15 protein-coding genes are annotated in these 13,380 nt (G+C 65.9%); 2 read left to right on the top strand and 13 right to left on the bottom strand.

Going from position 1 to position 13,380, the window contains the following annotated elements; translation table 11 throughout:
* Positions 1-83: 83 nt before the first annotated feature.
* The 13 genes from BXU08_RS04385 to tkt form a co-directional block, all read right to left on the bottom strand.
* A complete protein-coding gene (locus tag BXU08_RS04385) occupies positions 84-905 on the bottom strand; it encodes an inositol monophosphatase family protein (RefSeq protein WP_077508971.1) in 822 nt (273 codons plus the stop codon).
* 157 nt (positions 906-1,062) lie between these two features.
* Positions 1,063-1,626, bottom strand: a complete 564-nt coding sequence (efp, locus tag BXU08_RS04380; protein ID WP_077508970.1) for an elongation factor P — start codon at positions 1,624-1,626, stop codon at positions 1,063-1,065.
* 53 nt (positions 1,627-1,679) lie between these two features.
* Positions 1,680-1,916 (bottom strand): hypothetical protein, encoded by a 237-nt coding sequence (locus BXU08_RS19750; RefSeq protein ID WP_171982357.1) that lies wholly within the window; start codon positions 1,914-1,916, stop codon positions 1,680-1,682.
* Positions 1,847-2,035 carry a hypothetical protein gene (locus BXU08_RS20495; RefSeq protein WP_366926581.1) on the bottom strand — a complete coding sequence of 63 codons (189 nt, stop codon included), beginning with the start codon at positions 2,033-2,035 and terminating at the stop codon, positions 1,847-1,849. Before BXU08_RS20495 ends, BXU08_RS19750 begins: the two co-directional genes overlap by 70 nt.
* 152 nt (positions 2,036-2,187) lie before the next feature.
* Positions 2,188-2,802 (bottom strand): M23 family metallopeptidase, encoded by a 615-nt coding sequence (locus tag BXU08_RS04365; RefSeq protein ID WP_253190502.1) that lies wholly within the window; start codon positions 2,800-2,802, stop codon positions 2,188-2,190.
* A 4-nt stretch (positions 2,803-2,806) separates the two neighbouring features.
* Positions 2,807-3,820, bottom strand: coding sequence for a L,D-transpeptidase family protein (locus BXU08_RS04360; protein WP_077508966.1), 1,014 nt, complete (start codon positions 3,818-3,820; stop codon positions 2,807-2,809).
* A gap of 72 nt (positions 3,821-3,892) precedes the next feature.
* Positions 3,893-4,582 carry a thiamine phosphate synthase gene (gene thiE, locus BXU08_RS04355; RefSeq protein ID WP_171982419.1) on the bottom strand — a complete coding sequence of 230 codons (690 nt, stop codon included), beginning with the start codon at positions 4,580-4,582 and terminating at the stop codon, positions 3,893-3,895.
* A 47-nt stretch (positions 4,583-4,629) separates the two neighbouring features.
* Positions 4,630-5,016, bottom strand: coding sequence for a putative quinol monooxygenase (locus BXU08_RS04350; protein WP_077508965.1), 387 nt, complete (start codon positions 5,014-5,016; stop codon positions 4,630-4,632).
* Positions 5,013-5,927: a class I fructose-bisphosphate aldolase gene (locus BXU08_RS04345; protein ID WP_077508964.1), complete on the bottom strand. Its 915-nt coding sequence runs from the start codon at positions 5,925-5,927 to the stop codon at positions 5,013-5,015. The genes BXU08_RS04350 and BXU08_RS04345 overlap by 4 nt, the downstream gene beginning before the upstream one ends.
* 93 nt (positions 5,928-6,020) lie before the next feature.
* On the bottom strand, positions 6,021-8,108 hold the full coding sequence (locus BXU08_RS04340; protein ID WP_077508963.1) for a catalase: 2,088 nt from the start codon (positions 8,106-8,108) through the stop codon (positions 6,021-6,023).
* A gap of 87 nt (positions 8,109-8,195) precedes the next feature.
* Positions 8,196-9,383, bottom strand: a complete 1,188-nt coding sequence (locus BXU08_RS04335) for a phosphoglycerate kinase (protein WP_077508962.1) — start codon at positions 9,381-9,383, stop codon at positions 8,196-8,198.
* Between the two features lie 129 nt (positions 9,384-9,512).
* Positions 9,513-10,520: a type I glyceraldehyde-3-phosphate dehydrogenase gene (gene gap, locus BXU08_RS04330; protein WP_077508961.1), complete on the bottom strand. Its 1,008-nt coding sequence runs from the start codon at positions 10,518-10,520 to the stop codon at positions 9,513-9,515.
* A gap of 53 nt (positions 10,521-10,573) precedes the next feature.
* Positions 10,574-12,511: a transketolase gene (gene tkt, locus BXU08_RS04325; protein ID WP_253190573.1), complete on the bottom strand. Its 1,938-nt coding sequence runs from the start codon at positions 12,509-12,511 to the stop codon at positions 10,574-10,576.
* Positions 12,512-12,726: 215 nt separating this feature from the next.
* Here tkt and BXU08_RS04320 point away from each other — a divergent pair, with 215 nt between their 5' ends.
* A complete protein-coding gene (locus BXU08_RS04320; protein WP_077508959.1) occupies positions 12,727-12,915 on the top strand; it encodes a hypothetical protein in 189 nt (62 codons plus the stop codon).
* Positions 12,915-13,217, top strand: a complete 303-nt coding sequence (gene zapA / locus BXU08_RS04315; protein ID WP_077508958.1) for a cell division protein ZapA — start codon at positions 12,915-12,917, stop codon at positions 13,215-13,217. Before BXU08_RS04320 ends, zapA begins: the two co-directional genes overlap by 1 nt.
* The last annotated feature ends 163 nt before the right edge of the window (positions 13,218-13,380 follow it).

Raw genomic sequence — 13,380 nt, 5'->3', positions numbered from 1 at the left:
CAGGAAGGGTTCGAAATCGTCGGGGAATCGCCAGGCCGCCTCGTATACCCCGGCACAAGCACGGAGTGACGGTCGGACCCGAGTCACTTGTTGCGAAGCGAACTCGCGACCAGCTTGTGGAGCTTGTTGTGCAACACGTCGTTCGCAGCGAGAAACTGGTTGCGCTCGCGCGGCATGTCCTGTCCACGGAAATCGGTCACATAGCCGCCGGCTTCCTTCACCAGCAGCATTCCCGCCGCGACGTCCCACGGATGGAGATGTGATTCCCAATAGCCGTCGAACCGCCCCGCCGCGACCCAGGCGAGATCGAGCGCCGCAGCACCGAGCCGGCGGATGCCTGCCACTTCCGGCGCCACCGCCCCGAAGATCCGGCTCCACTCGACGAAATCGCCATGCCCTAGGAACGGAATGCCCGTCGCGATCAACGCATCCGACAGGTCACGCCGCGCCGAAACGCGCAGGCGCTGGTCCTGAAGCCACGCCCCCCGGCCCTTTTCTGCCCAGAAGCTCTCGTCGGTGATCGGCTGGTAGATATAGCCGTGCGTAATCTCGGGCTTGCCCTGGCTGCCGAACGGATCCTCGACGGCGATCGACATGCAGAAATGCGGGATGCCGTGAAGGAAGTTGCTGGTGCCGTCGAGCGGATCGATGATCCAGCGGGGCTTGCTCGGGTCGCCTTCGATCTCGCCGCGCTCCTCGACGAGGAAGCCCCAGTCGGGCCGCGCCTTCTGGAGCTCCTCGATCAGCGTGTCCTCGGCGCGCTTGTCGGCCACCGACACGAAGTCGGCCGGGCCCTTGCGGCTCACCTGGAGGTGCTGGACCTCGTTGAAGTCGCGGCGCAGGCGCGGCCCCGCCTTGCGGACGGCGCGCTCGATGACGGTGATGATGCCGGAATGCGAAACCAAAGCACTAACTCCACCCCTCCCTGACAGGGAGGGGAAAGGGGTGGTTTAGCGGCGGCGGCGGCTCAATGCCTCCGACGTCGCTTGTGTTGAGAGCGCGGGAGGCTCGCTATGCTTGCCACCCACCCCCAGCCCCTCCCTTGCAGGGAGGGGAGTTCAATCAGTCCGCGCGCCGCACGTACGTCTGCTCATACACGTCGACGACGATCCGGGTTCCCGCAGCGATGTGCGGCGGGACCATCACGCGAACGCCGTTTTCGAGCACCGCGGGCTTGTACGACGACGATGCCGTCTGGCCCTTCACCACTGCATCGGCCTCGACGATCGTCGCTTCGATCGTGTCGGGCAGCTGAACCGAGATCGGGCGCTCGTCATAAAGCTCCATCACCACGTCCATGCCGTCCTGCAGGAACGCAGCGGCATCGCCGAGAATGCCCGCGTCTAGCGTGATCTGGTCATAGGTGATCTTGTCCATGAACGTCAGCGCATCGCCTTCGCGGAACAGGAACTGGAAGTCCGTGGTGTCGAGGCGCACGCGCTCGACCGTCTCCGCCGAGCGGAAGCGGACGTTGTTCTTGCGGCCGTCGATGAGGTTCTTCATCTCGACCTGCATGTACGCACCGCCCTTGCCGGGCTGGGTGTGCTGAATCTTCACGGCGCGCCAGATGCCGCCTTCATATTCGATGATGTTGCCGGGACGGATGTCCACGCCGCTGATCTTCATGGATCGAGACCTGTAAGCTGAGAAAGAGCGAAGGCCGGGCCTTTAGCGATGCATCACGCTTCGGGCAAGCGCGCGGCCACTGCCGCATCGATCCGGGCAGTGGCGGCCTCGTTCCACAGCGGCGGATCGTCGGGCATCGGCAGCCCCGGAAAGCTCGGCACGTCGTCCGGCACCGCGACCAGCGGATGCCGGGTGACCGTGAAGAAATGCGCGTCGGGTATCACGCGCTCATCCAGCACGCCGCCGCGGACGAAGCTGATCGCATCGCCGAAATCCGGATGCGCTCCCATAGAACGACGCCGCAATGCGGGCAGCGGGCGCTCGCCGTTGCGGGCATACTGCCGACTTGCGAGACGAATATCTCGGGCACGCCGTCGGTTAATATCTCCACCCGGTCCGCCTCGATCATCGCGTTGATCGCGAAGGCCGATCCGGTCTCGCGCTGGCAGACTCGGCAATGGCACCCGTTCACGAAGATCGGCGGGGACGTCATCCGGAAGCGGATATATCGGCAGTTGCAGCCGCCCTGCATGGCAGTTCATCCCTTGCCCTGTCGCAAGGTTAGGGAGCGGCAGCGCGCCCGGCAAGCAGGGGATAGGGATTGACCGGCTGGCCCTTCCACCAGCCGTCCGCCGGCAGCATGTGCGACAGCGCGAAGTGGAGGTGGTAATTGCCCGCCCCCGAATTGCCGGTGTCGCCGACAAAGCCCAGCAGGTCGCCTGCCTTGACGCGCATCCCCTCGCTCACACCGGGCGCATAGCGGGCAAGATGCGCGTAGTAATAGCTCCATTGCCGGTCGGGCGAGCGGACATATAGCGTGATCCCGCCCCCGCCCTCGCTGTAGAACAGCTTTTCCACCGTTCCCGGAGCCGCCGCAAGGACCGGCGTGCCGCCCGGCGCCATGATGTCGGTCGCCTCATGCGCGCGCGCCCCACCCGCACGCGACTGGCCCCAGGTATCGACGATCTGGGCGCGGGTAACGCCCTGCACGGGAACAGCCAGCAGCGGATGCGTCCAGCTTCCGGCAGGCGCCGCGGGCTGTGCCTGCGCGGCCTGCACCGGCGGCGCGCTGGCCGGCGCGGCAGGCGGCCCCGGCACGATGCGGATCATCGACGCAAGCGCGGCCAACCCGAGAAGCAAGACGAGCCCCATCCCGATGGTCAGCCGCTTTAGCACGGCCTTATTCCTGGAACACGGCTTCGGCGCCGGGCTTGATCATCAGCGCCAGCCGCGCCGCGTCCCAGTTCGCCAGCCGGATGCAGCCATGGCTCTGCGTCCGGCCGATATTCTGGGGCTCCGGGGTACCGTGGATACCGTAATGCTCCTTCGACAAGTCGAGCCACACGACTCCCACCGGCCCGTTCGGGCCAGCCGGCAGCAGCGTCTTCTCGTCGCCGGGCTTGGCATCCCAGAACAGGTCCGGGTTGAAGTGGAATTTGGGGTTGGTGTCGACGACGTTGATCTTCCAGGTGCCGATCGGCAGCGGATCGTGCTGGCTGCCCATCGATGCACTGAACTGCGCGACGAGCTTATCGTCGGCGTCGAACACCTTGAGCACCTTTTCGGACTTGTCGACGACGATATGATCCCCGGACGGCTGGCGTGCATCGATGTTGAGGTCGGTCAGCGTCTGCCGCCAGGCTGGCTTCAGCTCCCCCTGATAGTCGCGCGACTCGGCGAGCACATTGGGAAAGAAGAATGCAGTACCCGGCGCGATCGCGCCGTTGCCGGGATTGAGCTCGACCAGTATCTCCGGGGTGGTGTGGAACATTTCCGCCAGCTTTTCGAGCGGACGGCTATAGCCCAACGCCGGAAGCTTGGCCTGATCCTCGGGGTCCTTGGGCATCGGATTGACGAAGGGGCCCGCGAGCATCGCCGGATCGATCGTCACGCGCGTCACCGGGCGGCGCGCGCGATATTCGTGGAGCGCCCACAAAGTCGCAGGATCCAGCGCGCCGCTCGTCTTCAGCCCACGCGCCGTCTGGAAACCCTTGAGCGCCGCAGTCAGCGACTGCCCTTCGCGCCCGTCGACGATCCCGGGCGAAAAGCCGAGCGAGTCGAGGATCACCTGGGCATGCATGATCGTCCAGTCGATCGGCGGCTTGCCCTGCTTGGGGGCCTTGGCTTCAGGCTGGGCGGAAACAGGAGCGAACGCAATCGCGGCAAGGCCGACGGCACACAGAATTTTACGCAAAGATACGCTCCTGACCAAATAGTTGGCCAGAGAACGAACGCGTGCCTGCTTGTTTCCGATGCTAGCGGCGCATCAGCGCGCGAGCACGGCCCCAAACGCCTTGATCGCCGCGACTTCGTCGTCGCCCCACACTGCCGACGACACCGCGAGGAAGTCCGCGCCGGCATCGATCAGCGGGCGCGAATTGGCCGGGGTGATGCCGCCGATCGCGACGCACGGAATCTCGAACACCGTCGTCCACCAGCTCAGGATTGCCGGATCGGGATGGTGGCGCACTTCCTTGGTCGTCGTGGGATAGAAAGCGCCGAACGCGACATAGTCTGCCCCCGCCTCGCCCGCTTCCATCGCGAGATGACGGCTGTCATGGCAAGTCACGCCGATCTGCGCGTTGGGTCCGAGCACCGATCGCGCCTCCCGCGGGTCGCCATCGCCCTGCCCCAGATGCACCCCGTCGGCGCCCAGCCGCTTGGCGAGGCTGATGCTGTCGTTGACCAGGAACGCGACGTCGCGGTCGCTGCAGATGCGCTGCAGCGGCTCGGCCAGCCGCGTCGCCTCGTGCTGATCGACGTCCTTTACTCGGAACTGGAACGCCGCCACCGGCCCGGCATCGAGCGCGCGCGCCAGCCGGTCCGCAAACTCGCCGGTCACGTCGAGCGGCGAGACCAGATAGAGCTGGCACGCCGGACGCCGGTCGTCGCGCTTGAACTGTGCGGCAAATTCAGGGCCGAGCGGCGGCAGGGCATCGTCGTCAATATCGATCATGCCCGCGCTCTACGGCGCAGCGCCGCCGCTCGCAATGGGCCGAGGCGTCAGACCCGGATGAAGCTGGAAATCGGCTTGGTCTGCGCGCTCAGTTCGAATGCCGCGATCAGCGGTCGGCCCTTGGCGATCGCATCGCGCACCGCGGGGAGCTGGAGCGACGCCTTGTGGCTCGCTGCATCATCCCAGATCTCGGTGATCCAGATCGCGTCGGCATCCTTCGCGTCCTCCGCGATCAGATAGGCGCGGCATCCCGGCATCGCGCCAGTTCCCGAGCCGAGGATCGCGATCAGCTCGGCGCGCTTGCCCGGCTGTGCCTTCATCTTGCCGATCATCCCGAACGGGAGCTGGTCTTCCATCGCTATCCCCTCTGCAAAGGCGCGACCGCCCAGCACCGCGAGCGCGAGGCCCGCAAGTACCGGACGGCGCGTGATCATTCGCCGCCCTTGTAGATGCCGACCAGCTTGTCGAGCATCGCGATCGCGTCGGCTCGCGGGCGCTGGAAGGTGTTGCGGCCGATGATCGAACCGTTGCCACCGCCGTCGCGGATGTCGCGCGCGTCCTGATAGACTGCGTCCTCCCCCTTGGCCGCGCCGCCCGAGAAGACGACGATGCGGCGGCCGTTGAAACAGCTCTTAACGACATGCTTGACGCGGTCCGACTGCGCCGACCAGTCAGTGCCCTCGTACGACTTCACGGCGTCCTTCTGCTCGATATGCGCCGAGGGCAGCTTGACCTTGATGATGTGCGCGCCGAGCAATGCCGCCATGTGCGCGGCATAGGCGCCGACGTCGAGCGCCAGTTCGCCGTCCTTGGAGAGGTTGCCGCCGCGCGGGTACGACCACAGTACCGTCGCGATGCCGACCGCCTTGGCCTCGGCGGAGAGCTCCTTGATCTCCTCCATCATGTCGAACACGTCGTCGGCGCCCGGATAGATGGTGAAGCCGATCGCCGCGCAGCCCAGCCTAAGCGCGTCGTCGACGCCGCCGGTGACGGCCTGGTTGATGCCGGTCGCCCAGCTGTTCGAGCTGTTGACCTTGAGGATCGTCGGGATCTGCCCGGCAAAGGTGTCGGCACCCGCCTCGATCATCCCCAGCGGCGCAGCATAAGCCGACAGCCCGGCGTCGATCGCGAGCTGGAAGTGGTAGTGGGGATCATAGGCGTCAGGGTTGATCGCGAAGCTGCGCGCCGGGCCGTGCTCGAAGCCCTGATCGACCGGCAGGATAATCAGCTTGCCGGTGCCGCCCAGCTTGCCCTGCATAAGGATGCGCGCGAGGTTCGCCTTCACGCCCGGATTGTCGGACTCGTAGTTGGCGAGAATGGCCTTGACGGCGGGCGTGATGCTCATGGGATCCCCTGATTCGGTGGCTGTGAGCGCGCTCTATCGCACTGCACAATTCCGCGGAACCGCTGACAACGCTGACCCGACGGCAAAACCTGCTCAGGCGAGCATTCGCACCTTTGGCTCGCGGTCCCAATAGCGCTTGCCCGCCGCACCAACGAATCCCTTGTCGGCCGGAACGACGCCATCGTCGGGCTCCACGCCGGCCTTGTCGAGCAACGGCTTGGCCGCTTCACTATGGCCAATCGCCTTGCAATGGCCGAACGCGTCCATCGCAAACTGGACCGCCGCGCCTTCCTTGAGCAGCACCGCACAACCTTCTTCGGAAACCAGGATCGCCACGGCATCGAACAGCACTGAAGGCCCGCCCTGGAGCTGCAGATCGGCCTTCTGGACCGATCCGTCTGACAGCTTGGCGCCGCCAACCTTGGGTGCGACGATCACCGGGGTGCCTCCCGCCTTCTTGACCGCGCCGGTCAGCGCGTCGAGCGCTGCCTTGTCGGTGCCATCGGCGATCAGGATGCCGATCGCGCGCCCGTCGATCGTCGCAAGATCGAGCGGGCCCTCGATGATCCGCAGCGCCGGCGAGGGATCCATGTCCTGCACGGGCGCGGCACTGGGCGAAGCCTTGGGCAGCGGCATCGCCAGCCCGTCGGCAACGCGCTGCGCCAGCACGGGATCGACATTGACCAGATTGGCCATCACCCGCACCCGGACATGCTCCAGCCCGAGCTTGGACAGCTCGAACACCAGGGCCGAGGCAAGATGCGCCTGCTCAGGCGCCGCGAGCGAACGGAAGAACATCCGCGCCTGGCTATAGTGATCGGCAAAGCTTTCGGGCCGGATGCGCAGCTTGTCGCCCTGCTCGTTGGCAGTGTCGCGCCCGGCAAAGGTAGTGAACCCTTGCGCCGGGCATTCGCGCGGCCCCCCGCCCTCGGGATCGCGGTCGCTCTGGTCGAGGCTGTTGGGCTCATAGTTCGCGCGGCCCTTGGGCACTGCCATCTGCATGTGGCCATCGCGCTGGAAGTTCATCACCGGGCATTTGGCCGCATTGATCGGCAATTGGTGGAAATTGGTCGATCCCAGCCGCTTGAGCTGTGTGTCGAGATACGAGAAGAGCCGCCCCTGGAGGAGCGGATCGTTGGTGAAGTCGATCCCCGGGACGATGTTCGCCGGGCAATAGGCCACCTGTTCGGTCTCGGCGAAGAAATTGTCGGGGTAGCGATCGAGCACCATCCGCCCGATCGGCCGCACCGGCAGCAATTCCTCGGGAATGATCTTGGTCGGATCGAGCACGTCGAACGGCAGGCTGTCGGCGAATGCCTCGTCGAACGCCTGAATGCCGAGTTCCCATTCTGGGAAATCGCCGCGGTCGATCGCCTCGAACAAGTCGCGGCGCTGGAAATCGGGGTCGGCACCGGCGATCTTGACCGCCTCGTCCCAGCAGGTCGAAGCCATGCCCTGCTTGGGCTTCCAGTGGAATTTGACGAAGGTCGACTTGCCCTCGGCATTGACCAAGCGGAACGTGTGGATTCCAAAGCCTTGCATCGTGCGCAGCGAGCGCGGGATCGTCCGATCCGACATCGCCCACATGATCATGTGCGTCGATTCGGGCATCAGGCTGACAAAATCCCAGAAGGTGTCATGCGCCGAGGCCGCTTGCGGATAGCCCTTGTCGGCCTCCATCTTCACTGAATGGATCAGGTCGGGGAATTTGATCGCGTCCTGGATGAAAAACACCGGGATATTGTTGCCGACCAGGTCCCAATTGCCCTGCTGGGTGTAGAATTTTACCGCGAAGCCCCGCACGTCGCGCGGGGTATCGACCGAGCCCGCGCCGCCCGCCACGGTCGAGAAGCGCGTGAACACCGGCGTGCGCTTGCCCTTCTCGCTGAAAAGGTCGGCGCGAGTGATGTCGGACAGATCCTCATAGGCTTCGAAATAGCCGTGCGCCGCTGATCCGCGGGCATGGACGATCCGTTCAGGAATGCGCTCGTGATCGAAGTGGAAGATCTTCTCGCGCAGCACGAAGTCTTCGAGCAGCACCGGCCCGCGCGCTCCGGCCTTGAGCTGGTTCTGGTTGTCGGAGACGGGAATACCCTGGTTCGTGGTCAGCCGCTCGACCGTGTCGCCCGCGATCTGATGGGTCTCGCCGCCGTTGCCGGCGTCGCGCTTGTTGGTAGCCATGTCGGATTTCCTTCGGAGTTACCGGCTCAACAGCCGGCGCATCCCGAAGGGTCCGCGCCTTGATTCAGATCAGGGCAATTGTCGCGATCAGCAAGTCAGTGCAGCCACGCCGGGCAGTTCCTTGCCTTCCATCCATTCGAGGAAGGCGCCCCCCGCAGTCGAGACGAAGGTGAAGTCGTCCGCCACACCGGCCTGGTTGAGCGCGGCTACGGTGTCCCCGCCCCCGGCTACCGAGACCAGCGAGCCTTCCTTGGTCAGCGCCGCCGCGGTCTTGGCAAGCGCAACGGTCGCGGCGTCGAAGGGCGGCGTCTCGAACGCGCCGAGCGGCCCGTTCCACACGAGCGTACGGCAATTCTTGAGCACATCGCCCAGCGCCTCTGTAGCGGCAGGCCCGATGTCGAGGATCATCTCGTCCTCGGCGACTTCGTGGACGTTGACCGTGCGCGTCGCCGGATTGGCCTTGAACTCCTTCGCCACCACCACGTCATAGGGCAGATGCACGGTGCAATTGGCCTTTTCCGCGGCGTCGAGGATCTCCTCGGCGGTGCCGGTCAGGTCATGCTCGCACAGCGACTTGCCGACATTCACCCCGCGCGCGGCGAGGAAGGTGTTGGCCATGCCGCCGCCGATGATCAGGTGATCGACCTTCTCGACCAGATGCCGCAGCACGTCGAGCTTGGACGAAACCTTGGCACCGCCGACCACCGCCGCAACGGGATGCTCGGGATTGCCGAGCGCCTTGTCGAGCGCGTCGAGCTCGGCCTCCATCTGTCGCCCCGCGAACGCCGGCAGCTCGTGCGCTAGCCCCTCGGTCGAGACATGCGCGCGATGCGCCGCCGAGAAGGCGTCGTTGACGAACAGGTCGCCGAGCTTGGCGAAGCGCTCGATCGTGGTGGGATCGTTCTTTTCTTCGCCGCCGAAGAAGCGCGTATTTTCCAGCACCGCGATATCGCCCGGCTGGAGCGTCGCGACGTTCGCCGCATCGCCTTCCCAGTCGACATAGCGCACCGGCCGGCCGAGCACTGTTTCATAGGGTTTGACGATCTGCGCGAGCGAGAATTCAGGGGTCGGCGCCTTGGGCCGGCCGAAATGCGCGAGGATCAGAACGATCGCGCCGCGGTCGGCCAGCTCGGTTACCGTCTGCAAGGTTGCGCGCAACCGCGTGTCGTCGGTGACCTGACCGTCGGCCATCGGCACGTTGAGGTCCTCGCGGACCAGCACCCGCTTGCCGGTGACATCGCCCATATCGTCGAGCGTCTTGAAGTTGCGCGCCATTTATCCTGCCCTATCCGTATTCGCTCCCCCTCCGCGTAGCGGGAGGGGTCGGGGGAGGCCTGGCCGCACACCGCGTCGCCTGAGGCACTCCCCTCCCCTGGCCCCTCCCGCAATCGGGAGGGGAACAGGTCAGCCCAGCTTCGCCATCGCCGAGGCGGTATCGACCATGCGGTTCGAGAAGCCCCATTCATTGTCGTACCAGCTGACCACGCGGACCAGCTTGCCGTCGATCACTGCGGTCTCGAGGCTGTCGATGGTGGACGACGCCGGGGTGTGGACGATGTCGATTGAGACCAGCGGTTCGTCCGAATAGACCAGCACGCCCTTCAGGGGGCCGCTCTCCGAAGCAGCCTTGAGGATCGAGTTGATCTCCTCGCGGGTGGTGTCGCGCTTCGGCGTAAAGGTCAGGTCGACAAGGCTGCCGTCCGGAACCGGAACGCGGATCGCCGACCCGTCCAGCTTGCCCTTCAGCTCCGGCAGCACTTCGCCTACTGCGCGCGCGGCGCCGGTCGTCGTCGGGATGATGTTCATCGCCGCAGCGCGCGCACGGCGCAGGTCCGGATGGATCTGATCGAGGATCTTCTGGTCGTTGGTATAGGCGTGGACCGTGGTCATCAGGCCGCGCTCGATGCCGACGGTGTCGTTGAGCACCTTGGCCACCGGCGCGAGGCAATTGGTGGTGCACGACGCGTTCGAGACGATCGTGTGCCCGGCCTCGAGCTTGTCGTCGTTGACGCCGAACACGACCGTGAGGTCGACATTCTTGCCCGGCGCCGAGATCAGCACCTTCTTGGCGCCCGCGTCGATATGCTTCTGCGCCGATGCGCGATCGGTGAAGAAGCCGGTGCATTCCAGCACCAGGTCAACGCCGTTCTCGCCGTGCGGCAGGTTCGCCGGATCCTTCTCGGCGGTCACCTTGATGCGCTTGCCGTCGATGACAAGGTCGTTGCCGTCGGCGCTCACCGTGCCCGGATATTTGCCGTGGACGCTGTCACGCGAGAAGAGCCACGCGTTGGACTTGGCGTCGGCGAGGTCGTTGATCGTCACCAGCTCGAGCCCGCTGTCGGGACGCTCGAGGATCGCGCGCGCGACCAGCCGTCCGATGCGCCCGAAACCGTTGATCGCAACCTTCGTCATATCGCTTCACTCCTGCTTCGATTTTGTGAGCCGTCGGCTCGCTATATGGGGGCTCAGCCGAGCGCTGCCACGATCTGCGGCACGATCTTGGCGGCGGTCAGCCCGAAATGATCGTAGAGCTTGGGCGCCGGGCCCGATGCGCCGAACCGGTCGATGCCGAAGCGCAGCCCGTTCAAGCCCGTGTAGCGCTCCCAGCCGAACGTCGTGCCCGCCTCGATCGAGACGATCAGGGCGTCGGCGGGCAACAGGTCGGTGCGATAGGCGGCGTCCTGCGCGTCGAACAATTCGGTGCACGGCATCGAGACCAGATCGGCGCCGATCCCGTTCGTCTCCAGCGCGTCGGCGATCTCGGCCGCAAGCGACACTTCGGAGCCGGTGGCGACCAGTACCACCTTGCGTGCGGCTGCCGCGGCGCGCAGGCGATAGCCGCCCTGCGCCGAACGGTTCGATGCCGCCGACCAACTCTCGTCGCCAAGGCCGCGAAGCTGGGGCAGATTCTGGCGCGACAATGCCAGCACCGACGGCGTCTCCGGCGTCTGCAGTGCCAGCGCCCAGCATTCGGCGGTCTCGATCGCGTCGGACGGACGATAGACGTTGAGATTGGGGATCAGCCGCAGGCTCATGACGTGCTCGATCGGCTGGTGCGTCGGGCCGTCCTCGCCGAGCCCGATCGAATCATGCGTCATCACATAGACTACGCCGGCGCGCTGCAGCGCCGACAGCCGGATTGCGTTGCGGCAATAGTCGCTGAACACCAAGAAGGTGCCGCCATAGGGTACGACGCCGCCGTGCAGCGCCATGCCGTTCATCGCCGCGGCCATGCCGAACTCGCGGATGCCGTAATAGATATAGCGGCCCGAATAATCGTCGGCGGTAAGCGGTCCAGTCGCCTTGGTCTTAGTGTTGTTCGAACCGGTTAGGTCGGCCGAGCCGCCGAGCAGCTGCGGGATCTTCTCGGTCAGCGGCCCCAGCGCCATCTCCGAAGCCTTTCGGCTGGCGACATTGGCAGGCTCGGCGGCCAGCTTGGCGATGAACTCTTCGAGCGCGGGCCCGGCGAGATCGGCGACCGACGCCATCCGGCGCTCGAACTCGCCACGCTGGCTGCTCGCGGCAAGCCGCGCCTGCCACGCGCCGCGCGGTTCGCCGCCGCGCTTGCCGGCTTCGAGCCATGTCTCGCGAATGTCCTCGGGCACTTCGAATGCCGGCCACGCCCAGCCGAGCGTCTCGCGCGCCGCGGCGACTTCGGCCGCGCCAAGCGGCGAGCCGTGCGATCCGGAGCTGTCCTGCTTGTTCGGCGCGCCCTTGCCGATGATCGTCGTGCAGCGGACCAGAGACGGCCGATCGTCGGCAACGGCTTCGTCGAGCGCAGCGCGGATGCTTGCGGCATCATGCCCGTCGCATTCGACGACGTGCCACCCGGTGGCACGGTAGCGCGCGGGAATATCCTCGCTCGACGACAGCGACACGCGCCCGTCGATCGTGATGCGATTATCGTCCCACAGCACGTTGAGCCGGCCGAGCTTGAGATGCCCGGCGAGTCCGATCGCCTCGTGGTTGATGCCTTCCATCAGGCAGCCATCGCCCGCGATCGCCCAGGTCCGGTGATCGATGAGGTCATCGCCGAAGCCGCTGTTGAGGTGGCGCTCGGCGATCGCCATGCCCACCGCCATCGCCACGCCCTGCCCCAGCGGGCCGGTGGTGCACTCGACGCCGGGAAGCTCGAAATTCTCCGGGTGCCCCGCGCAGGGCGACCCGATCTGGCGGAAGGTCTTGATGTCCTCGATCGTCGGCCGGGCATAGCCGGTCAAGTGAAGCAACGAATAGATCAGCATCGATCCGTGCCCGGCAGACAGCACGAAGCGGTCCCGGTCGGGCCAGTGCGGATCGGCCGGATCGAACTTCAGATATTCCTGGAAGAGCACGGTGGCGACGTCGGCCATGCCCATCGGCATGCCGGGATGCCCCGAATTGGCGGCCTCCACGGCGTCCATCGATAGCGCTCGGATGGCGTTGGCGCAGTCGGTGAAGGATGCGGACACGTGGACTCCCCTGCTGGTCGCGGACGCCTTTGGGACGCACGCGCCCGCGCGTCAACCGCTCCGCCGACCCGCTTGGCCGAAGCCGTTCGCCCGCGATGGAAAAACGATGGACCGTTCGCCTCATGCGCACTTGCCGCGCCGGTCCGCTCTGCCTAATCGAGTGAGCTATGGCCGAAAGCCCCTCAGATCGTATCGAACAGGCGCTTGCGCGGATCGAGGCCGCCGCCGCCGCGCGCGCCTATGCCACTGCCCGCCTCGCCACCCGCCACGCCAAGCTGCGCGCGCGGATCGGGGACGCCGTGACGTCGCTCGACGCGCTGATCGCCCGCGAGAGCGCCAGCGTGGAAGCCGATTGATGGCCGATATCGACATCAGCGTTGCCGGCAGAAGCTATTCGATCGCCGCGCGCGACGGCGACGAGCCGCATCTCCGCCACCTCGAATCGATCCTTCAGGAGCATGCGCCATCCGCGCAGCGCGCCTCGGGCGGGCTCAATGCCGAGCGAACTCTGGTCTATCTCTCGCTGATCCTCGCCGACATGGTCGACGACGTGCAGCGCAATCCGCCCGAAGGCGTCTCGCCGGTGCTCCTCGAACGCATCGCCGACCGGCTCGAAGCCGTCGCCGCCGCGCTCGAGGAAGACGCCGCCGAGGCCTGAAATCGCGCGGAAGCGGTTGCGTAGCGGCCTCCGCCATCCTAAATGCAGATACGGCGGGAACTGCCCGGTACGAGCCTCGGCATATCCCTGAGGCTATTCATCATCCATGGGAGCTGTCCCTGTGCAGATCCTGGTCTGTCGCACATGGTTCCCACCTGACGTA

This window comes from Sphingomonas sp. LM7 (assembly GCF_002002925.1).
In the GTDB taxonomy this organism is placed as follows: domain Bacteria; phylum Pseudomonadota; class Alphaproteobacteria; order Sphingomonadales; family Sphingomonadaceae; genus Sphingomonas.
This window is presented reverse-complemented; position numbering and strand designations above follow the sequence as displayed.